This is a genomic window from Brucella pituitosa, from assembly GCF_965577835.1.
Taxonomy (GTDB): Bacteria; Pseudomonadota; Alphaproteobacteria; order Rhizobiales; family Rhizobiaceae; genus Brucella; species Brucella pituitosa.
Genome location: NZ_OZ264092.1, coordinates 1515368 through 1538528 on the forward strand (window position 1 = coordinate 1515368; position 23161 = coordinate 1538528).

Consider the following 23161-nt stretch of genomic DNA (forward strand, 5'->3'; position numbering starts at 1 on the left):
AATATCTGCCACTTTAGCAAACCTTCTGGCGCTTGTGCGCCTTATTGATGGGGGCATCTGCCCGTTACGCGGTTGCCCTGTCCTAGAGAGCGAGTGCGTTTCAATATGCGTGTTACCCTAGAGCGATCAAACCTTCTCAAGTCACTCAACCACGTCCACCGTGTCGTGGAGCGTCGCAACACGATTCCGATTCTGTCCAATGTGCTTTTGCAAGCCGAAGGCGGAAGTCTAGCGCTCAAGGCAACGGACCTTGATCTTGAAGTGAACGAAGCAACCGCTGCCATGGTCGAACAGGCCGGAGCAACCACGGTTCCAGCGCATCTTCTCTACGATATCGTGCGCAAGCTGCCTGACGGCGCAGAAGTCATGCTGTCGACCAATCCCGATGGCGGCTCGATGTCAGTCATTTCGGGCAAGTCGTCTTTCCGCCTGCAGTGCTTGCCGCAGTCGGATTTCCCGGAACTGACAGCCGGTTCGTTCACGCATTCCTTCCGCATCGATGCGCAGGCTTTAAAGCGTCTCATCGACCGCACACAGTTTGCGATCTCGACAGAAGAAACCCGCTACTATCTCAACGGTATCTATTTCCACGCCATTGAAAGCGACGGTGCGCTGAAGCTGCGTGCAGTTGCTACCGACGGTCACCGCCTTGCTCGTGCTGAACTGGAAGCGCCGTCGGGCACTGAAGGTATGCCGGGTATTATCATTCCGCGCAAAACGGTTGCTGAACTCCAGAAACTCGTTGATGTGCCGGACACTGTTGTGTCGGTTGAACTGTCGGATGCAAAGATCCGCTTCACAGTGGGATCGGTCGTTCTCACTTCCAAGCTGATCGACGGCACGTTCCCGGATTATCAGCGCGTGATTCCTTCGGGTAACGACAAGAAGCTCACCATCAGCCGCCAGGATTTCGCGGCCTCCGTTGATCGCGTTTCCACCATTTCGAGCGAGCGTGGCCGTGCGGTTAAGCTTTCCATTGCCGATGGCCAGCTGACACTGACGGTCAACAATCCCGATTCGGGCAGTGCGACTGACGAGCTGGCAGCGGATTACGATGCGGATCCCATCGATATCGGCTTCAACTCGAAATATCTGCTCGACATCACCAGCCAGCTTTCGGGCTCCGAAGCAGTCTTCATGCTGGCAGATGCCGGTTCACCAACACTGGTGCGCGATATGGGCGACGAAGATGTGCTGTATGTCCTGATGCCGATGCGCGTTTAGGGCCTTAAAGAAAACAGATCGTGAGCATCTCAGAACCAAATCTAAGCCGTCCGGATCGAGTCTCGGTCCGGCGGCTTAAACTTTCTGACTTTCGCAATTATGCGGAGCTCACGCTGCCGCTTGGTCCGGGCCATGTGGTGCTGACCGGCGAAAACGGCTCAGGCAAAACCAATCTCATAGAAGCTCTTTCCTTCTTGTCTCCGGGCAGAGGGTTGCGGCGCGCATCCTATGATGATGTTGCGCGCACAACGGGACATGATGGTTTTGCCATCCATGCATCGCTCGATTGCATGATTTATGGCGATGCCGAAATCGGCACAGGCACTGCAGGCGGCGGCGAAGGTGGCCGTAAGGTCCGCATCAATGGCATTGCTGCATCCGGCGATGAACTCCTCGATTATGCGCGCGTTCTCTGGGTTGTTCCGTCGATGGACGGGCTTTTTACGGGCGGCGCATCGGATCGGCGGCGATTTCTCGACCGCATGGTGCTTGCCATTGATACCGGTCACGGCAAACGCGTGCTTGATTATGAAAAGGCGATGCGCTCGCGCAATCGTCTGCTGAGTGACGGAAACAGCGATAATCAGTGGCTGGAAGCGATTGAAAGCCAGATGGCGGAACTCGGCATTGCAATCGCTGCGGCGCGCGCCGAGGCGATGCGCATGATTGCAGCGATGATTGAGCGACTGCCCAGTGATGGTCCGTTCCCTAAAGCTGATTGCTTTCTCGAAGGATCGCTTGAACAGCGCATTGGTGTTGAAGCGGCACTTGATCTTGAAGAGGATTTTCGTCGCACATTGCGCGACGGGCGTGTACGGGATCGGGCTGCCGGACGCACTTTGGATGGTCCGCATCGTACCGATCTCATCGTTCAGCATCGACCCAAATCTATGCCTGCAGCGCTTTGCTCCACCGGCGAGCAGAAGGCATTGCTGATCGGACTTATTCTGGCTCATGCGCGGCTGACGGGTGAGCTCTCGGGCATGGCGCCTATCCTTTTGCTTGATGAAATCGCGGCGCATCTCGATACGGGCCGCCGTGCGGCCCTGTTTGGTATTCTTGACGATCTTGGCGGGCAGGCATTTATGACGGGCACTGACCGCTCGCTCTTTGAAGCGCTGGAAGGTGACGCACAGTTTTTCAATGTGGCGGCAGGCGAGCTGACCAGAATTTGAGACAAAATATCCGCTGACAGACGGCTTTAACGGGCCTATGTTCAAGCATCATGAACGCATCATCAAAGCCTTTTTCATCCGAAGAACTGGAACGCTATGCGCGCCATATCGTGTTGCCGGAAATCGGTGGTCCCGGTCAGCAGATGCTGAAAGCTGCCCGCGTCCTTATCGTGGGCGCCGGTGGACTTGGCGCGCCGGTGCTGCAATATCTGGCTGCAGCCGGTATTGGCACGCTTGGCCTTGTCGATGACGATACGGTTTCGCTGTCGAATCTGCAAAGGCAGGTGATCCACGACACAGAAAGTGTCGGCCAAGCGAAGGTCGACAGCGCCAAGGCTTCGATTGCCCGCATCAATCCGCATGTGAAGGTCGAAACCCATCTGTTGCGGCTAAATGGCGAGAATGCACAAGCTCTCATCAGCGATTATGATGTTGTTGTCGATGGCTCGGACAATTTCACCACGCGCTACGCACTGGCTGACGCTGCGGCCCTTGCCCAACGCCCATTGGTGACGGGAGCTATGGGCCGTTTTGATGGCACAGTGACGGTGCTTATGCCTTACGCCAATGGTGCCGATGGCAATCCCAATCCATCCTATCGCGATCTGTTTCCAGACATGCCGCCACCAGGATCTGTGCCAACTTGTGCGGAAGCGGGCGTTCTCGGCGTCTTGCCCGGCGTGATTGGCAGTTTGCAGGCCATGGAAGTAATTAAGCTCGTGACCGGTATCGGTGAGCCGCTTGTCGGTCGGCTTCTGCTTTACAATGCATTGAACGTTCGGTTTGAAACCATTCGTTATAAGGCCCGCAAACCCAAATGACGGCCCTCCGTGTTCTTCCTGTCAGTTCGGATTTTGATCGTTGGGAGGAGCTCCTCCGACTCATTCAGGAGAGTTTTGCCTATATGGATGGGGTCATTGATCCACCATCTTCCGCGCAGCAGCTGACAGCTGATAATTTGCGGGAGAAGGCAAAAGACGAAACGGGTTTTGCAGCCTTTATCGGTGATGAATTGGCAGGCTGTGTGTTTATCAAGGAAAAGGACGATCACTTCTATCTTGGCAAGTTTGCAGTTGCGCCCGGCTTTGAAGGTCAGGGGATTGGACGTAAACTCGTGGATAGGGCCGAGCAGCAGGCAGTAGCGCGTGGTAAGCCTGTGATGGAGCTGCAGACGCGCATTGAGCTCACGCGCAACCATGCCGTCTTTGAGAAGCTAGGCTATCGCAAGATGGCGGAAACTGCTCATCCCGGTTTTACGCGCACGACATCGATCACCATGCGCAAGGAGATCACGCGTGGCACTGACATTAACCCATGAAGAGCAGTCTATAGCAGCAGGCGCTGAGGGCGAAGGCGCTGCGATGGCCATGCGTATTGTGGCGGATACCGCGCGTTTAATGGGAGCGCCACGTCTGATCCCAATTGCGTCCGCGCATATTGATGGTGCGCTCTATCATGGGGACAGCGGTACATTGTTTGCTGAAAGGCTGGTTGATGGCTGTGCAAAAGCCAAAGTGCGCGCAACACTCAATGTCGGTTCTATCGATCTTACCGGCTGTTCGCATAATAACCTGCCGCAGCATGAGGCGGAAATGGCCAGGCGCATGATGCGCGCCTATATCAAGCTTGGCTGTGAGCCGACATGGACCTGTGCGCCTTATCAGGCGGGCCATCGCCCGGAAAAAGGAACCGATGTTGCCTGGGGCGAATCCAACGCCGTTGTTTTCTGCAATTCTGTGCTGGGTGCGCGCACGAACCGTTATGGTGATTTTCTTGATATAGCCTGTGCTATTGCCGGACGGGCACCTGATTACGGTCTTCACCGGACTGAGAATCGTCGTGCGACAGTCGTTCTCGATATTTCTGCAATCGATCCTGCGTTTCTTGAATCGGAAGTTGCGTGGCCTATTCTCGGCAACCTGTTTGGCCGCAGCGTGGGCACAAATATCGGTGTGGTGGCGGGAGCCGGTCTGCACCCGGATGAAGATGCGCTGAAAGCCTTTGGCGCTGCCGCTGCATCGGTGGGTTCAGTCGGGCTTTTCCATGTTGCCGGTGTCACGCCGGAAGCACCCGATCTTGAAACAGCGCTTCAGCATCAGAAGCCCGAAGGCATCATCCATGTGACACAGGAGATGATCGATGCCACGCGCAAGCGCTTGTCGACGGTCGATCATGTGGATGCGATTGATGCGGTTGCTATTGGCAGCCCGCATTTATCGATTGCAGAGTTCGACCGTCTCGAACGTGCTATTGCTGGCCGCAAGCTTGCCGTGCCGCTTTATGCATGCACGGGGCGTCATGCGCTTGTGGTATTGGAAAAGAGTGGGCGCAGGCAACAGCTTGAAAAAGCGGGCGTGGTGATTGTGGCCGATACCTGCGTTGTTGTTACGCCTATTTTGCCGACCAAGGATAACGCTGTTCTGATGACGAACTCGGGAAAATTCGCCCATTATGCGCCCGGCAATACGGGTTATGGCGTGCTCTATGGGTCGCTTGAGGAATGCGTTGAGAGTGCTGTCGCAGGCCGTCCCGTTTTTGCAAGGCAAGCAGCATGAGTGAAACCACTTTCGCATCCTCCGTGCTTGTTGCGGGAAAAGTGGCTCAGGCTCAAGTGCTGGTTCTCTCAGCCCCCATCAGTTTCTGGGGTGGCGTCGATCCTAAAACGGGTCGGATTGCCGATGTTCGTCACCCGGAGCATGGGCAGAGCATTTCAGGCCATGTCCTGTGTCTGCCGGGCACCATCGGCTCGTCTTCTGCGGCAGCGGTGTTGCTGGAACTTGTCCACGCTGGTTTGGCTCCCGCAGCGATCGTTCTGCACGAACCAGATGCCATTCTGCTTCTTGGTCTCATCGTTGCGCGCGAGATGGGGCACGATGTGCCGATAGCCGTCGAGTTTGACCGGGAGATCCAAAAGAAACTCGCCGGCCATCGGGTGACAGTCGGCGAGGATGGACAGATCTCGATAGTAACTTAATTAATATTGCGTCGTGCGATCCACGATGTTTTCCAGAGTTCCGTCACGCTCGAAAGCTTCGATCTGACGGATGATCTGCGGAACGATAGCCATTGCTGACGAGCTTGCAGCCGAATGCGGGGTGATCGTCACCTTCGGATGTGTCCAGAGCGGGCTGTCAGATGGCAGCGGTTCCTGATTGAACACGTCGAGCGTCACAGCTGAAAGCAGACCGCGATCGAGTGCTGCCAGAATATCCGCTTCGTTCTGCAATCCACCACGACCGGCATTGATCAGCACAGGTGCTCCAAGTGGTCCATCGCTTTTCAATTGCGCAAACATGGTCATGGACAGAATGCCCCTGGTGTCGGGCGTCAAAGGCAGGAGGCAGACGAAAATATCAGCCGTTTTGAGGAACCGCGAGAAACCTTCTTTGCCGTTGAATGTCTGAACACCCTCGATTTCCTGCGGCCGGCGGCTCCAGCCGGTGACATTGAAGCCGAGCGTCTTGAGCTTGGCTACGGCATCGCGACCGAGAACCCCCAGTCCCATGATGCCGACAGTCACTTCATGGGCCGCTGGTTGGCGCGGGTCTTCGTGCCAGACGCGGTTCTTTTGCTGTTTGCGGTAGTTTGCGCCAAGACGATGATGATCAAGCACCTGCCAGACGACATATTCGGTCATGCGCATGGTGAGGTCATCGGAGATGACGCGTACGAGCGGCACGTCCGGAATGTGGGGATCGTGAAAGACATGATCCACGCCCGCCCCCAGTGAGAAGATCACTTTGAGATTTGGAAGATTGGTCAGCGAGCCGGGCTTCTGTTTCCAGACGAGCGCATATTCGATGCCTGGATCGGTTTCGCTGCGTTCAGTCACAACATTGCGCTCAGGCGCGTGTGCCTTAAAGCTGTCGACCCAAATAGCCGGATCCCAGCTGGTCAGAGACAGAAGGATTTTTTTGTCCACGGTCGTCATTGTCTTATTCCTCCCTCAGTAGCCTCCATGTGGAAGGCTGCCGCCATCAACGCCTTGGTATAGTCGGTTTTTGGATTGGCAAAGACTTCCTTTGACGTTCCATATTCGACTGCCTTGCCATTGCGCATCACCAGCACATCATTGGCCAGCGCCCGCACCACTTTCAAGTCATGGCTTATGAAAAGATAAGCGAGATCATGCTTTTTCTGCAATGCGCGCAAAAGATCGACCACCTGTGCCTGAACACTCATGTCGAGCGCCGAAGTTGGCTCGTCCAGCATGACGAATTTCGGGTTGAGCACCATGGCGCGCGCAATCGCTATACGCTGGCGCTGACCGCCCGAAAATTCGTGCGGATAGCGGAAGCGACTTTCCGGATCAAGGTTTACTTCTTTGAGTGCCGCCACAACGCGCTCATCACGTGCGTCGACCGACAGTTTCGGTTCGTGCACCAGAAGCCCTTCGGCGATGATATCCGCAATGGTCATGCGTGGGCTCAGTGAGCCGAACGGGTCCTGAAATACGATCTGCATTTCACGACGCAGCGGGCGCATGTCCTTGAAGCTGAATTTCGCAATATCGCGTCCATCGAAGCGAATTTCGCCCTGCGACGAGATCATGCGTGAGAGAGCGAGACCAAGTGTTGTCTTGCCAGAACCAGACTCTCCCACAACGCCGAGCGTCTGACCGGCACGTAAGGTCACATTGATGCCGTCCACGGCCTTCACATGATCGACGGTCTTGCGCAGGAAACCCTTCTTGATCGGGAACCAGACGCGGACGTCCTTGCCTTCCATCACCTTCTTCGCGCTGAGATCAGCCAGCGGTGGCTCGCCCTTGGGTTCTGCCGCAAGGAGGTGCTTTGTGTATTCATGCTGCGGATTGTCGAAGATTTCTTTGGTCGGACCTGTTTCGACAATCTTCCCCTTGCTCATCACGCAAACCCGATCGGCGATCTTGCGCACGATACCGAGATCATGGGTGATGAAGAGCATAGACATGCCCTGGGCTTGCTTCAGTTCCGCGAGGAGCTGCAATATCTGCGCCTGAACCGTCACATCGAGCGCGGTTGTCGGCTCATCGGCGATGAGCAGCTTTGGCTTGTTTGCAAGCGCCATGGCGATCATCACGCGCTGGCGCTGACCGCCTGAAAGCTGATGCGGGAAGGCGGCAAGGCGCTTTTCCGGTTCACGAATACCAACCTCGTGCAAAAGCTCCAGCGTGCGCGCACGTGCCGCCTGATCACTCATGCCCTGATGCATTTTCAGGATTTCGCTGATCTGCCGTTCCACCGAATGCAGTGGATTGAGCGAGGTCATAGGCTCTTGAAAAATCATGGTGACATCATTGCCGCGCACACGCCGCAACTCAGGCTCTGACGCCGTCATCAAATCCTTGCCGTTGAAAAGAATTTCGCCGGATGGATGACTTGCTGCCGGATAGGGCAGGAGCTTTAGAATGGACAGCGCAGAAACGGACTTGCCTGACCCGGATTCACCGACAAGCGCCACGGTTTCACCCTCTGCGATATCGAAGGAAACGCGGTCGACGGAAATCCGCTCTTCTCCGTTCTGGCGGAATGCGACGGACAGATCACGGACGGAAAGCAACGGCTTATTCATTGACCCACTCATTGAAACGCCTTTCGTGGATCGAATGCATCGCGTGTTGCTTCACCGATGAAGATCAGCAGCGACAACATCAACGAGATCACCACAAAGCCGGTAATACCGAGCCATGGCGCTTGAAGGTTGTTCTTGCCCTGCGCGAGGAGTTCGCCGAGCGAAGCAGAGCCCGGAGGCAGGCCGAAACCAAGGAAATCAAGCGAGGTGAGTGTGGTGATGGAGCCGTTCAGGATGAAAGGCAGGAAGGTCAGTGTTGCGACCATGGCATTGGGCAGAAGATGCCGCCACATGATCGTGCCGTTCTTCACGCCGAGCGCACGCGCCGCATTCACATATTCGAAGTTTCTGGCGCGCAGGAATTCCGCACGTACCACGCCAACGAAAGCCACCCATGAAAACAGCAGCATGATGCCGAGCAACACCCAGAACCCGGGCGGTAATATCGCTGCGATAATCAGCAGCAAATAAAGCACGGGGATCGAAGACCAGATTTCGATGACGCGCTGGAATATAAGATCGACCCAGCCGCCGAAATAGCCCTGCACGGCACCTGCCGTCACGCCAATGATGGCAGAAAAGAACGTCAGGATCAGGCCGAACAGCACCGAAATGCGGAAACCATAAAGTGCACGCGCAAAAACATCGCGTGCCTGATCATCGGTGCCGAGCCAGTTGAAGTTGCCGACAATGCAATTGGGATCGTTCACGCCTTGCGGATAACGCTGGCAGCGCTGCTCTTCGGTGTAAAGCCAGAATGGCTTTGAAGGAGCCGCTTCCGGAATGTCGTTATTGACAGTGTTGTAGGAGTAGCGGACCGGCGGCCAGATGGCCCAACCATTATTGTTGATCTCGTCCTGAATGACGGGATCGCGATAATCGGTCACGGCATAAAAGCCGCCAAATTTCTCTTCCGGATAGTCGACAAAAACTGGCGTCAGCAATTCGCCCTTATAGGAAACGAGAATGGGGCGGTCATTGGCGATAAACTCGGAGCAGAGCGCTGCAACAAGCAGAAACAGGAAAATCCACAGCGACCAGTAACCGCGTTTATTGGCTTTGAAATTCTGCCAGCGGCGACGGTTGAGCGGCGAAAGGAATGGACGCTTCACAGGCTTTGCTACCGGGGCAGCCGGGGTGAGGGTGGTATCTGTCATCACACATCCCTCCGGTCAAAGTCGATACGCGGATCGATCCATGTGTACATGAGATCGGATAGGAGGCCGACGAGAAGCCCGATCAGCGAGAAAATGAACAGATTGGCAAAAACGACCGGATAATCGCGATTGATAATCGATTGATAGCCAAGCAGTCCCAGCCCATCGAGCGAGAAGATGGTTTCAATTAGCAGAGAGCCGGTAAAGAAGGCCGAGATGAAAGCGCCCGGAAAACCGGCAATCACAATGAGCATCGCATTGCGGAACACATGGCCGTAGAGAACCTGATTTTCGGTCAGGCCTTTGGCGCGCGCCGTCGTGACATACTGCTTGCGGATTTCTTCCAGAAACGAGTTCTTGGTCAGAAGCGTGGTGGTGGCGAAGGCCGAAAGCACAAGGGCTGTGACGGGCAGGACCATGTGCCAAAGATAATCGCCGATCTTCCCCCAGAACGACATCTGCGCGAAATCAGGTGAGGTCAGACCACGAAGCGGGAACCAGTCGAAAAACGAACCACCTGCAAAAAGCACAATCAGCAGGATCGCGAACAGGAAGCTTGGAATTGCATAGCCCACGATGATGATCGCGCTGGTCCAGGTATCGAAACGTGTTCCTTCCTTGATCGCCTTGCGAATGCCAAGCGGAATCGAAATCAGATAGGACAGGAAGGTGAGCCACAGACCGAGCGAAATCGACACCGGCATCTTTTCCTTGATGAGGTCAATGACGCTGATATCGCGGAAATAGCTGTGCCCGAAATCAAAGCGCATATAATTCCAAAGCATCAGGCCGAAGCGTTCAAGTGGCGGCTTGTCGAAGCCAAATTGCTTTTCAAGATCAGCGATGAATTGTGGGTCGAGACCCTGTGCACCACGATATTTGGAGTTAACCGAGCCGCTATCCATGCCACTCTGGCCGAAATCGCCGCCGCCACCGGAAAGGCGGTCCAGCGCATCGCCGCCCTGACCGGAAAGCTGTGCGATCACCCGTTCAACCGGCCCACCGGGGGCAAACTGAACGACGGCAAAAGATATGGCCATAATGCCCAGGATAGTCGGGATCATCAGGAGAAGGCGGCGTAAAATATAAGCGCCCATCAGCTCTCAGTGCTCCGGATGTTCAATATGCTCTTATGGCCTGCCAACAGCTTTTGCCTTCTTGTTCTTCGAGATTATGACGCTTCTCATGAGCATGATCTGATCCGAAAACCGGTTCCTATTTTTCGGGATCACGCTTTAATCCACCAAAGCGTCTCGACCGGAAAGCCATAATCGGGCTTTGGCTCCTTGAAACCAAAACGATCCCAATAAGCTATCAGGTGATTCGCTACCGTCCAATTTGGAATCCACTCAAGCCTGATACGCAAGTACCGATCAAGCACCCTGATCGTTGCCACCAACTCGTCTCGCGTGGAAACCTTGCCCACATCCTCAATCAATGCGTCGATAATAGGGTCAGATGTACCGGGGAGATTATAGCTGCCGGGCGTTTTGGCCGATTCTGAACCGAACATGCCCGCAAGCGACTCCTTGGTCGGCGTTGCGCCGAACTGGATCGCCATTCCAACCATGTCATAATCGAAATCCTGAATGCGGGCCTGATATTGGCTCGGGTCCACCAGCCGCACACTGGCATCGATGCCGATGGCGCGCATCTTCTGAATGAGAGGATTGTAGACACGATTGAGAGATTCGGAATTGCTCAGAATTTCGAGCGTGAACTTTTCACCGCTCTTGCTGTGAAACTGGCCTTTGCTACGCTCAAAGCCTGCAGCTTCCATCAGTTCAATAGCGCGTGAAAATTGCTTGCGATCACGGCCAGTACCATCTGAAACAGCTATGAAAGGGACTTCACCAAAAGCTACTTCAGGAATTTTGCCACGATATCGTTCAAGCACCTTCAGTTCATCAGCCGTCGGCAGGCCCACGGCCTGAAAGTCTGAGCCGTTGAAGTTGGATTGCGACCGTTGATAGGTATCATAGAACAGGTTTGCGTTGGTCCACTCGAAGTCGAAGCACAGATTGATCGCTTCGCGCACGCGCGGATCGCGGAAACGTTCGCGGCGCTGGTTGATCGCCCAGGCCTGCATGAGCGGGCGCTTTTCCCTTGGAAATGTGCGTTTGATGACCTTGTTCTGCTGAACGGCAGGGAAATCATAAGCCGTGGCCCAGTTCTTCGCTACGTTCTCGGATCGAAAATCGATGTTGCCCTTTTTGAAGGCTTCGAATTCTGGCTGTCGATCACGGTAGAACTCAATGCGGATGCGGTCGAAGTTGCCGGAGCCGCGCTGCACCGGTAAATCCCTGGCCCAATAATCCTCTACACGGTCATATTCAATCGCTTGCCCCGCAGAGATTTTACCAACGCGATAAGCACCGGATCCAAGGATCGGCTCCAGGCCTGTCGCATCGAAAGAACGCTCCTTGAACCAGTCTTTTGAGAGGATTGGCAGTGTAACCGCGTCGAGAATGGCATTGGGGCCGCGTTCAGCAGAGAAATGCATCTGCACTTCGCTTTTGCTGATTTCTTTCACGGCTTCGAGTGCTGCAAGTATCTGCCTTATTTGCGGATGGCCCTTTTCCTTGAGCGTCTCGTAAGTGAACACGACGTCCTTTGCCTCAATTGGCGAACCATCGTGAAAACGAGCTTCCTTACGTAGCTTGAAGAGACAGGTCTGACGATCTTTGGACAGCGTCACACTTTCGGCAATCAAACCATAAACAGCATCAGGCTCATCAAGAGCTGCCGCCATCAACGTGTCAAATGTCAGCTCCATGCGCGGCGGTGCATCACCCTTGAAGGCCAGTGTGTTGAGCGTATTGAAAGTCTCTGTGTTCTGATTCCATACCCAGGTGGATGGGGCCAGCGTGAAGGTGCCGCCTTTGGGCGCATCCGGGTTCACGTAGTCGAAATGGGTGAAATCGGGCGGATATTTCAGTTCGCCGAAGGCAGATAAACCATGCAGGGGCTTGTCTGTGGGAAGCTTTGCAAAAGCTTCTCCTGGAAGGCAGGCCGCGAGAGCGGCGCTGCCTGAAAGTCCGAGAAAATGGCGGCGGTTGAGATGAAAGCCCGGCATCGGAAGGCGTCCTTAAAGCATTTTCAGCAAAAGTGCGAAGCGGTTTTGCGTAGGATAATGCGTAAAAACAAATAGATAGAGCGGTTTCAACTATTCAATCTTAATTGAGGCCGCTCTAGTGTGGTGGATTTGAAGTTCCTATCATTTGTGTTGCATCCACGTTTAGTAACTTCAAATCCGTAAACCACACTAGATTCAATATACTACTAGTATGGCTTGGAACCCGAAATTCGTTCAAACGGTTGCTTTATGGCGTGACGAATTTCGGGGTCGCCATACTAGTTGGAGCTGTTTTTAAGCTTGGCTTCCTTCGCGGGGTCTATCCACCACGAAAACGGATCAATCCCTAGATAATCGGGCTGCTTTTCCGGCATGCCGAATTTGTTCCAATAGGCGACGTTGATGTGGTCCGAATACCATTGCGGAATGACGTAATAGTTCCACAGCAATGCGCGGTCGAGCGCATGGCTGGCTGCCACCAGCTCATCACGATCCTTGGCATAGATGACGCGGTCGATCAGCTTGTCGATGGCCGGATTCTTGATACCTGAATAATTGCGGCTTCCTTTGAAGTCAGCAGCTTTCGAACCCCACATATCGCGTTGTTCATTGCCGGGAGAGGCTGTCTGTGGGGTCAGGGACGATACAACATCATAATCGAAATCATTCACTCGGGCCTGATATTGTGCTGCATCAACAGTGCGGATCTGCGCATCAATGCCGATTTTCTTCAGGTTCTGGATATAGAGATTGTGCACGCGCTCGAAGGCGCCACCGTCATTCAGAAATTCGATTGTGAACTGCTGGCCATTGGCATTAACAAGTTTGTTGCCCTGCAGTTTCCAGCCTGCTTCGCTAAAAAGCTGCAGTGCCTTGCGCAGATTATCGCGTGTTGCCTGTGGTGTATCATAAACCGGCAGCTTGAATTCTTCCGTCAGCGCTTCCGGCGGAAGCGAATCCTTTACGGTTTCAAGAATTGCTTTTTCTTCCGGCGTGGGCGCGCCGCTCAGCTGCAGCTCGTTGCCTGCGAAATAGCTGTTGATCCGGTTGTACTGATTGAAGAACAGCAGGCGGTTCATGGATTCAAAGTCGAAAGCATAAGTCAGTGCCTGCCGCACTTTCGGGTCTTTGAACTTGTCCCTGCGGGTGTTGAGGAAATAGCCCTGCATACGGCCAACGGCGTTGAACGGAAAAGACTCCTTGACGACATCGCCGCGCTGCACCGCTGGGAAATTATACTGTTCCATCCAGCGCTGAATGCGGTTTTCCTGCCGGTAGTCATACTGACCACCTTTCTTGAAGGCTTCCCATGTTGCATCTTCGCTTAAATAATATTCGTAGCGCACTTCATCGAAGTTGTTGCGCCCGACATTGACCCCGAGGTCCTTGCCCCAGTAATCGGCAACACGTCCCCATACGATAGAGCGACCCGGAACCATGCTCTTGATCTTGTAGGCGGCCGATCCGAGTGGAATCTCCAGCGTGGGACGGCTGATGTCACGCTGCTTGCCTTGCGCGTCCTTGCCTTCCCACCAATGCTTGGGCAGGATTGCGAGCTGTCCCACGATCTGTGGCAGTTCGCGGTTGCCTGTCTGGGAGAAGGTGAACTTCACCTCATGATCGCCGGTCTTTTCGGCTTTCTCCACGTCGCCATAATATTTGTTGTAGAGCGGCGACTGCTTTTTCAGAACTTCAAATGACCAGATCACATCTTCAACGGTAATCGGCTCTCCATCATGCCACCTGGCATTGGGATTGAGCTTGAATTTCACCCATGAAAAGTCGTCGGGATACTGCAATGCCTCAGCGATCAACGGATATTGCGTTGAGCCCTGATCGAGCGCATCGGTCATCAATGTATCGTAGAGCATTCCGCCGCCGAAATCGGCGAGGCCCGCTGCGGCAACACCCTGAACCACGAATGGATTGAGGCTGTCGAACGTGCCGACGGCAACCTGATTGAGGACACCGCCTTTGGGTGCATCAGGGTTCACATAGTCGTAATGCTTGAAATCAGCCGGATATTTGGGCTCGCCTATGAGGCTTGAGGCATGTCTCCATTGCGGCTCGGCATCTGTTGCGTAACTAAACGATACCGTGCTTGCCAGCATAGTGACCGCAAACGCTCCCGCCCAAAAACCTCTCATCCAGCATCTCCGTTTCTGCTTCGGATATTTGGGTGCGATTTTTAGGGGTTTTTGCGGAGGAAGAAAGGCACATGTTGAAAAAACATGCGGGCAATAAAAAAGCCGGGTCTAAACCCGGCTTTTTCTCGATATCACAATGAGCCTTAGGTGGCCAGTTTAGTTGGCAGGTGCTGGCTGTGCCGGAGCTTCGCCGTTGCCCGCAGGAGCCTGCTCTGCAGGTTTTTCAGCTTCACCTGCAGGTGCCGCGCCTTCAGGCTTTGCTTCGCCGCCATCTGCCGGTGCAGCATCAGCTGTTGGAAGTGGCGCTGGATTGTCGGACAGTGTGCGCAGATAAGCGATCAGATCGGCGCGCTCATTGTCCTTCTTGTCGCCAGCAAAGCCCATGGCCGTGCCCTTGATGAAGCCCTTTGGCGAAGTGAGGAACTTGTTGAGATGTTCATAATCCCACTTGTTGCCGCCCGCACCAAATTCCTTCATCGCAGCTGAATAGCCAAAGCCTTCAACGGAAGCAGCCGGGCGGTCCAGAACATCCCAAAGATGCGGTCCGACCTTGTTGGCACCACCCTTTTCGCCTGTATGGCATGCCGCGCAACGCTTGAAGACGGTTTCGCCGCGTGCCGGATCAGCGGATTGCAGCAATGTAGCAATCGACACTTCTTCCTTGGCTGGTGCAGCTTCCCCACCAGTCGAAGCCTCTGCTGCTTCGATTATGAAACCTGGCTTCTCAGGGGCTGGCGCATGAAACAGCGTGTCGGACAGAATGCCCGTCGTCATGACAACAAAAACCGTTGCCAGAAAAGCCATGATAAACTTATTAGTCCGGGTTGAATTCATCGCCGGTCAGCGCTCCCTCTACTCAACGCCCTCCAAAGCCGGCATGCAAAACCTGTGTTAAAAGGCTGGCAAGTCTCTCCCCGGCGTCGGGCGGAAACTAGGTCTTTTACAGGGGTGATGCAACACCTATAAGGGGTTCTAGACCCGTGACTTTTTGACACTTTTGCTGCATTTGCTGTGCAGATAAAGATCGCCAGAAGGCTTCGACAGACTTTCTACGGCCAAATTAAACACCAAGAGGCGATCATGCTTCAGACTTTGAAAACACTGACACTTATACCGGCGCGGATGGCTTCAACACGCCTGCCAAGCAAGCCGTTGGCCGATATTTGCGGCAAGCCGATGATCGTGCATGTGGCAGATCGTGCGGCGGCAGCATCTCTTGGACGCACCGTGGTTGCGACTGATAGTGACGAGATTTTCGCAGCTGTTCGGGCGCATGGTCATGAGGTCATTATGACGCGCGGCGATCATGAATCGGGTTCTGACCGTATTTATGAGGCGCTTCAGAAAGTCGATCCACAGGGTGAGGTGGAGGCGATCATCAACGTACAGGGCGATCTGCCGACGATTGATCCGGAAACCATCCGCCGCGCGCTGCGGCCGTTGGAAGATGGGCCTGCCGATATTGCGACACTGGGCGTGGAAATCACGCTGGATGAAGAAAAGATCAATCCGAACGTGGTGAAGATCGTCGGTTCACCACAGCCCGGTGGCGAACGTCTGCGTGCGCTGTATTTTACCCGCGCCACAGCACCTTACGGCGATGGCCCGCTCTATCATCACATTGGGCTTTACGCTTATCGCCGTGCGGCGTTAGAGCGTTTTGTGAAGATCGGGCCGTCTCCGCTTGAAAAGCGCGAAAAGCTCGAGCAGCTGCGTGCACTTGAAGACGGAATGCGCATTGACGCAGAGATTGTCAGAACAGTCCCGCTGGGCGTTGATACGCAGGCTGATCTTGACCGGGCACGTGAAATTATCGCAAAGGGATTGTGATAAACACGCTTCGATTGTTGCGGAGCATTTGAGAAAGTACGAACACGATGAAGACCAACCGGATTTCCTTTCAGGGTGAAGCGGGCGCCAATTCCGATACGGCTTGCCGCAACATGTTTCCCGATATGGAGCCTTTGCCGTGCCCGACTTTTGAAGATGCGTTTAATGCGCTCGAAAGCGGTGCCGCCGATCTTGCGATGATTCCTATTGAGAACACGCTTGCGGGTCGTGTTGCTGATATTCACTATCTGTTGCCGCTTGCCGACATGCACATTGTTGGCGAATATTTCCTGCCGATCCATTTTCAGTTGATGGTTCTTCCCGGTGTGAAACGCGAAGAGATCAAGACTGTTCACAGCCATATCCATGCGCTCGGTCAGTGCCGCAAGGTTATCAGGCAGAATGGCTGGAAGCCAGTGATTGCTGGCGACACGGCAGGTGCTGCCCGCCTTGTGGCCGACATGAAAGATCGCTCAATGGCAGCGCTTGCGCCAAGCCTTGCAGCCGAGCTCTACGGCCTCGATATTCTGGAAGAGAATGTCGAGGACGCGGAAGACAATGTGACTCGCTTTGTCGTTCTGTCGAAGACGAAGAAATGGGAGCCGCGCCCGGAAAAAGACGAGCGGATTATTACCACTTTCGTCTTCCGTGTACGCAACGTGCCCGCCGCGCTTTATAAGGCAATGGGTGGCTTTGCGACCAACGGCGTCAACATGACCAAGCTCGAAAGTTATCAGCTGGGCGGCCGGTTTATCGCGACACAATTCTATGCGGATATTGAAGGCCACCCGGAAGACCGTAATGTGCAGCTTGCTCTGGAAGAGCTTGAATTTTTCACCAAGGAAGTGCGCATTTTAGGCGTCTATAAGGGCAGCGATACGCGCGGCACGCAGCTGCTGGCAGCGGAGTAATTAGAGCGCGTTTCGATCTAGAGCATTTCCTGTTTTCCTTGAATCATTGGAAATGCTCTATCTATTTGTTTTTACGCGCATCTTTTCCGAAAACCGTTTCACACTTTTCGGGATCTAATCTTCTGCCCAGGCTCTGATCAGATGGGTTGCGATGGCTCCTGTTGCCGGGACGCGCAACCCATTTTCATGTGTGCCAGCAAGCATGGCGCGCACTTCAGCTTTCTCGAACCAGCGACCATCTTCGAGTTCGGAGCGGTCGATTGCGAAATCGTCTGACAGCACTTCGGCATGACAACCGATCATCAGCGAATAAGGGAATGGCCATGGCTGGCTCGCGTGATAGCCAACGCGGCCGATCGACAAGCCCATTTCTTCAAAGCTTTCGCGACGCACGGCGGCTTCGATCGTCTCGCCATGCTCGATGAAGCCTGCAAGGCAGGAATAGGACCCAGCGGCGAAGTGGGCGCTGCGTGCCAGAATGCATTTTTCACCACGAATGGGCAGCATGATCGCGACCGGATCGGTTCGTGGGAAATGCTCGGCTCCACAATTCGGGCAGATGCGTTTTGCACCACCGGCGCGCATTTCGCTTTTTGTGCCGCAACGTCCACAAAAACGGTGATTGCTGTGCCATGCTGTTAAAGCAGCAGCCTGCGCCAGTGCACCGACGATATCAGCGGGCACGAGGCCTTCCATATAGATGCTGCGATAGTCCTGCGCCTTGTAGGGAGCCTCAAGATGTTCCGGATCAAGCGGAGCCATGAGTGCCACCATTGGCGCGCCGTCCTGCAACCCCAGCAGCACCGGTTCATGCAGATCAGACGAAAAAGCCTGAGCTTCTTTCAGCGTAAACAGCGCGCGCGGAGCGCTCTCATTTGTGTAATCGAGCAACAGCCTGTTGCCGCCCAGAATCATCACCCGCGTTTCTGGCAGTTCCAGAGCGGTGAAGGCCGAATCATCTTGTCGCTTTTCGGAAAGACGGTCGATGCGGTTGCCAGCAAAGCCGACGAGTCGGCTCGGTTCAATTTCCGGCAGGTCGTAAAGGCGAAAAGCCATGATTTTCTCTGGAATGTGTTCTCGGGAGTGGTTTTTTGGGGGAATCAGAGCGCTGCGCGGATCTTTTCGATCAGCGCATATGCATCGGCATCATGATAAGTTTTGCGGGTGCCATGGCCCCAGACAGGGCCGGGCCAGCCAGCATCGCCCTCATTGCGCGCAATGACATGGATGTGGAGTTGGCGGACAATATTGCCCAAAGCGCCGGTATTGATCTTGTGGCAGTCGGTCGCCTTCTTGAGCGCTTGCGAGACAATCGCGGCTTCAAAAGTCAGCATTGTCTGATCGAGTGGCGTCATATCGTGAATTTCGGCAAGTTTCGCACGGCGCGGCACGAGGATCACCCAGGGCCATCGCTGGTCATCCATCAGCCGCAGTTCGCACAAGCCAAGCTTGGCGACTGAAAAAGTATCGGCATCGAGCCGTTTATCGAGTTCAAACTGTTCCATATTAGAATTATTATCATTTTTTTCTTCTCTATGCTCGCTTTTTGCGAGGTGTCCTCCTTGCTTTTTGCTTCGCAATTGACGATATGCAGCGTGGGAGGTTGGTGGTGGACGAGCCACTCGCCAACCGGGTCAGGTCCGGAAGGAAGCAGCCCTAACGAGCCAGGCACGGGTCGCCGTGCCAGCCTCCCACCTTTCTTTTACAACGTTAGAGTACCGTGTGCCTTTTTGGGCGCTAGACAAGGACGCTCTAAGCTATTGATCCATGCATCGTGCTTTCCAAAAATCGATACCGATTTTTTGGCGGATGCTGCAATGGCTGTTGATTGGCAGTAAACCGCTGTCGAAGACACTTTCGTCTCCGGTCCAAACTGTTTAGAGTTTTAGGATCGGAAAGAAGCGAACAGGGAACGGAAGGGTCGCAATGGACACAAAATCCGAAACTGGCGCTTATCGCGTTCTCGCCCGCAAATACCGTCCCCAGAATTTCAATGATCTGATCGGTCAGGAGCCGATGGTTCGCACGCTGAAAAATGCGTTCGAGACCGGCCGTATCGCACAGGCCTGGATGTTGACCGGCGTACGTGGTGTGGGCAAGACCACGACAGCGCGTATTCTGGCGCGCGCGCTTAATTACAAGACTGATTCTATCGATCAGCCGACAATTGATCTGTCCGTTATGGGCGAGCATTGTCAGGCGATCATGGAAGGTCGCCATGTCGATGTAATCGAAATGGATGCGGCGTCGCATACAGGTATCGACGATATTCGCGAGATTATCGAGCAGGTGCGCTATCGCCCTGTCTCGGCGCGTTACAAAGTCTATATCATCGACGAAGTGCACATGCTCTCCAATCAGGCCTTCAACGGTCTGCTGAAGACGCTCGAAGAGCCGCCGCCGCACGTCAAATTCATCTTCGCAACCACCGAAATCCGTAAAGTGCCGATCACGGTTCTGTCGCGCTGTCAGCGCTTTGACCTGCGCCGTATCGAATCAGGCACCCTGGCCGCTCATCTTCGCCGCATTGCGGAAGCCGAACAGATCGAAGTCGATGACACATCGCTGGCAATGATTGCGCGTGCGGGCGAGGGCTCTGCGCGCGATTCTCTTTCCATTTTCGATCAGGCTATCGCCCACGGTGCAGGCCATGTATCGGCAGAAGCCGTGCGTTCAATGCTCGGCCTTGCCGATCGCGCCCGCATTATCGATCTGTTTGAAATGTTGATGCGTGGCGATGTGGCCGGTGCTTTGACGGAATTCCGCGCGCAATATGATGTCGGTGCTGACCCATCGGTGGTGCTGACTGATCTTGCTGATTTCAACCATCTGGTCACACGTCTGCGGTTTACGCCGGATGTGGCGGAAGATGTGTCGCTTTCGGAAGACGAGCGCGTTCGTGGTCGCGACTTCTCGCAAAAACTTTCGGTGCGCGTGCTTTCGCGTACATGGCAGATGCTGCTCAAGGGCATTGCGGAAGTGGATACGGCAACGCGGCCAGTGCAGGCGGCGGAAATGCTACTGATCCGTCTGGCGCATGCCGCCGATCTGCCAACGCTCGATGAAGCGTTGAAAGGGTTTGAAAACGGCTCTGTTTCTGCACCGCGTCAGCAACCTTCGGGCGCTGCAAGGTCAAATGCTGGCTCTCAGCCAGAGGCACGTGCAAGTGCGGATGCAATCGCCTCTTCCATGATGCCTGCATCGGGCGGCCCTGCGACTGCGATGCGCCTTGTGGAAACGCAGCCGCAGCCAGTACAGCCTCCAGTGCCTCAACAATTCGTCGACAATACGCCGCAGCCTTCGGTTCCGATCAGCAGCCTTGCCGATATCGTCGCATTGGCTGACAAGTATCGAGACATGCAGTTCAAGATTCTGGTCAAGAACTGCGTTCGATTGTCATCCATCGCCCCCGGACGGCTTGAAATCGGCTTGACCGACGATGCCCCGAAATCATTGCCGAGCGATATCTCGCAACGCCTTCTTAACTGGACCAGCATTCGCTGGGTTGTGACGGTTGCGCGTGATGTTTCGGGACAGACGGTTGCGGAAGCGGAAACCGAGCGTCGCGACAACCTCGTGACTGACGCGCGTGCCGATCCTGATGTCGCCGCTATTCTGGCGGCTTTTCCGGGTGCAAAGATAACAGACGTCCGCATTGCCGTTGCAGAACAGGGCGATGATGACGATATAGACCTTGATACGGTTGAAGACGTGCCCGGCACGCCTTCTGAAGACGACTGAATTCTAAAAGACACTGGAGTGAACCCATGCGTGACATGATGGGCATGATGAAACAGGCGAAGGAATTGCAGGCCAAGATGAAGGCCATGCAGGACGAGATCGCCAATCTTGAAGCAACCGCGTCTTCGGGCGGCGGTCTGGTCACGATCACGCTTTCGGGCAAGGGCACTCTGTCGGCTCTGAAGATCGATCCGTCGCTTGCCAAGGAAGAGGACGTGGAAATCCTCGAAGACCTGATCATTGCAGCCCACAACGATGCCAAGGCGAAACTCGAAGCTGAAATGGCTGAAAAGACGCAGTCGCTGACCGCTGGCCTGCCAATCCCTCCGGGCTTCAAGCTGCCGTTTTAAGGCGATGAGGGGAGCGACGAAGCTCCCCTACTCAGCTTACTTTTACTCGTCAATTTTCCAAAGCAGCCCAACTTTCTAAAGCAGTATGTCCAAACGTATCGCCGGTCCTGAAATCGAACGTCTGATCCAGCTTCTGGCCCGTGTGCCGGGACTGGGACCGCGTTCTGCACGTCGTGCAGCGCTGCACCTGATCAAGAAGAAAGAAGCGCTGTTGATCCCGCTTGGTGGGGCGATGCAGGATGCTGCCGAAAAGGTGCGCATTTGCTCGTGCTGCGGCAATGTCGATACCTCGGATCCTTGCACGATCTGCACCGATGATCGTCGCGATCCGTCCATGCTGATCGTCGTAGAAGATGTGTCCGATCTTTGGGCACTCGAACGCGCAGGCACCATGAATGTCCGCTATCACGTGCTGGGCGGTCGGCTGTCGCCACTCGATGGCATTGGTCCCGATGATCTCAACATCAAAGGGCTGGTTGAGCGCGTTGCATCAGGCGAAATCAAGGAAGTGATTCTCGCGGTCAATGCGACGGTCGAAGGGCAGACAACCGCCCATTACATCACTGATCAGCTGGCTGATTTCGACGTCCGTGTCACACGACTAGCGCATGGTGTGCCTGTAGGTGGTGAGCTTGATTACCTCGACGAGGGCACAATAGCCGCTGCTCTAAGGGCGCGGACGGCGCTATAAACATTCAATAATTTGGAGACTGGCATGAAGGCTGGCAGATGGAAACGAAGCTTCAAAATCGCTCTCGGTCTGTTCACGGCTTTTGCCATTTCTCCTGCAATAGCAGCTCCTTCCAAAGCACAGGTCGAAAGCCAGTATCGTAACTGGATCGAAAAAGACCTCTGGCCGGAAGCCAAAGCTGCTGGCGTTTCACGCCCTGTTTTCGAGCAGGCTTTTGCAGGCGTTACCATCAATTGGAAGCTGCCTGACCTGGTGATTCCCGGCGAAAAGCCAACGACACCCAAAGAGCAGAAACAGGCTGAGTTTGGTGCGCCGGGCAAATATTTCAATGCCAAGACGCTTGGTTCCGTCACCGGCGGCGGCAAGGCTCGGCTTGGCCAGAATGCAGGTCTGCTTAAAAAGATCGAACAGCAATATGGCGTGCCGGGCCGTATCGTTGTTGCCATATGGGGTCGTGAATCCGGCTTCGGTACGGTCAAGATTCCATACAATGCGTTTGAAGTGCTCGGCACCAAGGCCTTCATGGCAACGCGCAAGGACATGTTCCGCAAGGAGCTGATCGCTGCACTTGAGATCACCTCACGCGGCTATATCGCCAATGGTTCGATGAAAAGCTCATGGGCAGGCGCATTGGGCCAGCCGCAATTCATGCCGACGTCTTATCTCAAACACGCCGTTGATTTTGATGGCGATGGCAAGCGCGATATCTGGAACTCGGTACCGGATACGCTGGCATCCATCGCTAACTATCTCAAAATCCATGGCTGGCAGGCAGGGCGCGACTGGGGCTATGAGGTCAATGTGCCTCAGAATATTTCCTGCTCGCTGGAAGGACCGGATCAGGGCAAGACGTTTGCCGACTGGGCAAAGCTCGGCATCAGCCGCACCAATGGCAAGGCGTTTCCGGCCAATGAAATGAAGGGCGAGGGCTTTCTGCTTATGCCCGCTGGTCGTTATGGCCCCGCCTTCATCGTGACGCCGAATTTCTACGTCATCAAAGATTATAATATGAGCGACCTCTATGCGCTCTTCATTGGTCATGTCGGTGATCGCATTGCTTATGGTGCGGACGACTTTCAGACCCAATGGGGTAATGTTGGCACCATGTATCGCTCTGACATTCAGGCCATGCAGAAGCGCATGCAGGCGCAGGGCTATGATGTGGGGAAGGTCGATGGTCTGCCGGGTTTTAAGACCCGTCGCTCGATTGGTCTGTGGCAGTCGAAAAATGGAATGGCACCGACCTGTTTCACCCAGCCTGAACTGGTGAAATCCATTCGATAAAATCTGCGCCGGAGTAAGATAA

21 protein-coding genes and 1 other RNA gene are annotated in these 23161 nt (G+C 54.6%); 13 read left to right on the plus strand and 9 right to left on the minus strand.

The window, feature by feature from the left end; all coding sequences use genetic code 11:
- The first annotated feature begins 105 nt into the window (after positions 1 to 105).
- The 6 genes from dnaN to ACSME1_RS07335 are packed head-to-tail and all read left to right on the plus strand — an operon-like array spanning position 106 to position 5373.
- A complete protein-coding gene (gene dnaN / locus ACSME1_RS07310) occupies positions 106 to 1224 on the plus strand; it encodes a DNA polymerase III subunit beta (protein WP_105705537.1) in 1119 nt (372 codons plus the stop codon).
- Between the two features lie 20 nt (positions 1225 to 1244).
- A complete protein-coding gene (recF, locus tag ACSME1_RS07315) occupies positions 1245 to 2399 on the plus strand; it encodes a DNA replication/repair protein RecF (RefSeq protein ID WP_024898316.1) in 1155 nt (384 codons plus the stop codon).
- Between the two features lie 50 nt (positions 2400 to 2449).
- On the plus strand, positions 2450 to 3220 hold the full coding sequence (locus tag ACSME1_RS07320; RefSeq protein ID WP_024898315.1) for a molybdopterin-synthase adenylyltransferase MoeB: 771 nt from the start codon (positions 2450 to 2452) through the stop codon (positions 3218 to 3220).
- Positions 3217 to 3717: a GNAT family N-acetyltransferase gene (locus ACSME1_RS07325; protein ID WP_024898314.1), complete on the plus strand. Its 501-nt coding sequence runs from the start codon at positions 3217 to 3219 to the stop codon at positions 3715 to 3717. The genes ACSME1_RS07320 and ACSME1_RS07325 overlap by 4 nt, the downstream gene beginning before the upstream one ends.
- A complete protein-coding gene (locus tag ACSME1_RS07330; RefSeq protein WP_024898313.1) occupies positions 3695 to 4954 on the plus strand; it encodes an aconitase X in 1260 nt (419 codons plus the stop codon). Before ACSME1_RS07325 ends, ACSME1_RS07330 begins: the two co-directional genes overlap by 23 nt.
- On the plus strand, positions 4951 to 5373 hold the full coding sequence (locus ACSME1_RS07335; protein ID WP_024898312.1) for an aconitase X swivel domain-containing protein: 423 nt from the start codon (positions 4951 to 4953) through the stop codon (positions 5371 to 5373). Before ACSME1_RS07330 ends, ACSME1_RS07335 begins: the two co-directional genes overlap by 4 nt.
- Here the strand turns inward: ACSME1_RS07335 and ACSME1_RS07340 are convergent, their stop codons facing one another.
- The 7 genes from ACSME1_RS07340 to ACSME1_RS07370 form a co-directional block, all read right to left on the minus strand.
- Positions 5374 to 6330 (minus strand): 2-hydroxyacid dehydrogenase, encoded by a 957-nt coding sequence (locus ACSME1_RS07340; RefSeq protein ID WP_024898311.1) that lies wholly within the window; start codon positions 6328 to 6330, stop codon positions 5374 to 5376.
- Positions 6327 to 7952 carry an ABC transporter ATP-binding protein gene (locus ACSME1_RS07345; protein WP_024898310.1) on the minus strand — a complete coding sequence of 542 codons (1626 nt, stop codon included), beginning with the start codon at positions 7950 to 7952 and terminating at the stop codon, positions 6327 to 6329. The genes ACSME1_RS07340 and ACSME1_RS07345 overlap by 4 nt, the downstream gene beginning before the upstream one ends.
- A gap of 8 nt (positions 7953 to 7960) precedes the next feature.
- Entirely contained in the window at positions 7961 to 9109 is a 1149-nt protein-coding gene (locus tag ACSME1_RS07350; protein ID WP_024898309.1) for an ABC transporter permease, read from the minus strand.
- Positions 9109 to 10206 carry a microcin C ABC transporter permease YejB gene (locus tag ACSME1_RS07355; protein WP_024898308.1) on the minus strand — a complete coding sequence of 366 codons (1098 nt, stop codon included), beginning with the start codon at positions 10204 to 10206 and terminating at the stop codon, positions 9109 to 9111. The genes ACSME1_RS07350 and ACSME1_RS07355 overlap by 1 nt, the downstream gene beginning before the upstream one ends.
- 131 nt (positions 10207 to 10337) lie before the next feature.
- The gene (locus ACSME1_RS07360) at positions 10338 to 12185 is read right to left on the minus strand and encodes an extracellular solute-binding protein (protein WP_105705535.1); all 1848 of its coding nucleotides are present in this window, start codon (positions 12183 to 12185) and stop codon (positions 10338 to 10340) included.
- Between the two features lie 278 nt (positions 12186 to 12463).
- Positions 12464 to 14332: an extracellular solute-binding protein gene (locus tag ACSME1_RS07365; protein ID WP_105705533.1), complete on the minus strand. Its 1869-nt coding sequence runs from the start codon at positions 14330 to 14332 to the stop codon at positions 12464 to 12466.
- 156 nt (positions 14333 to 14488) lie between these two features.
- Positions 14489 to 15166 carry a c-type cytochrome gene (locus tag ACSME1_RS07370; protein WP_024898305.1) on the minus strand — a complete coding sequence of 226 codons (678 nt, stop codon included), beginning with the start codon at positions 15164 to 15166 and terminating at the stop codon, positions 14489 to 14491.
- Positions 15167 to 15412: 246 nt separating this feature from the next.
- On the opposite strand from ACSME1_RS07370, the gene ACSME1_RS07375 reads away from it, so the two are divergent.
- Complete coding sequence (locus ACSME1_RS07375) at positions 15413 to 16162, plus strand: 3-deoxy-manno-octulosonate cytidylyltransferase (protein ID WP_024898304.1); 750 nt, start codon at positions 15413 to 15415, stop codon at positions 16160 to 16162.
- Positions 16163 to 16209: 47 nt separating this feature from the next.
- Entirely contained in the window at positions 16210 to 17073 is an 864-nt protein-coding gene (locus tag ACSME1_RS07380; protein WP_105705531.1) for a prephenate dehydratase, read from the plus strand.
- 114 nt (positions 17074 to 17187) lie between these two features.
- On the opposite strand, the gene nudC is transcribed toward ACSME1_RS07380, so the two are convergent.
- Both nudC and ACSME1_RS07390 read right to left on the minus strand, forming a co-directional pair.
- Positions 17188 to 18129 (minus strand): NAD(+) diphosphatase, encoded by a 942-nt coding sequence (gene nudC / locus ACSME1_RS07385; protein WP_100558344.1) that lies wholly within the window; start codon positions 18127 to 18129, stop codon positions 17188 to 17190.
- Positions 18130 to 18173: 44 nt separating this feature from the next.
- Positions 18174 to 18578, minus strand: coding sequence for an HIT family protein (locus ACSME1_RS07390; RefSeq protein WP_024898301.1), 405 nt, complete (start codon positions 18576 to 18578; stop codon positions 18174 to 18176).
- 93 nt (positions 18579 to 18671) lie between these two features.
- Here ACSME1_RS07390 and ffs point away from each other — a divergent pair.
- The 5 genes from ffs (at position 18672) to ACSME1_RS07415 (ending at position 23139) form a co-directional block, all read left to right on the plus strand.
- An RNA gene (gene ffs / locus ACSME1_RS07395) (signal recognition particle sRNA small type) lies at positions 18672 to 18768 on the plus strand.
- Between the two features lie 231 nt (positions 18769 to 18999).
- The gene (locus tag ACSME1_RS07400; RefSeq protein WP_024898300.1) at positions 19000 to 20814 is read left to right on the plus strand and encodes a DNA polymerase III subunit gamma/tau; all 1815 of its coding nucleotides are present in this window, start codon (positions 19000 to 19002) and stop codon (positions 20812 to 20814) included.
- 26 nt (positions 20815 to 20840) lie between these two features.
- The gene (locus ACSME1_RS07405; protein WP_024898299.1) at positions 20841 to 21164 is read left to right on the plus strand and encodes a YbaB/EbfC family nucleoid-associated protein; all 324 of its coding nucleotides are present in this window, start codon (positions 20841 to 20843) and stop codon (positions 21162 to 21164) included.
- An 85-nt stretch (positions 21165 to 21249) separates the two neighbouring features.
- Positions 21250 to 21855, plus strand: coding sequence for a recombination mediator RecR (gene recR / locus ACSME1_RS07410; protein WP_435654907.1), 606 nt, complete (start codon positions 21250 to 21252; stop codon positions 21853 to 21855).
- A 24-nt stretch (positions 21856 to 21879) separates the two neighbouring features.
- Complete coding sequence (locus ACSME1_RS07415) at positions 21880 to 23139, plus strand: lytic murein transglycosylase (protein WP_024898297.1); 1260 nt, start codon at positions 21880 to 21882, stop codon at positions 23137 to 23139.
- Positions 23140 to 23161: the final 22 nt, after the last annotated feature.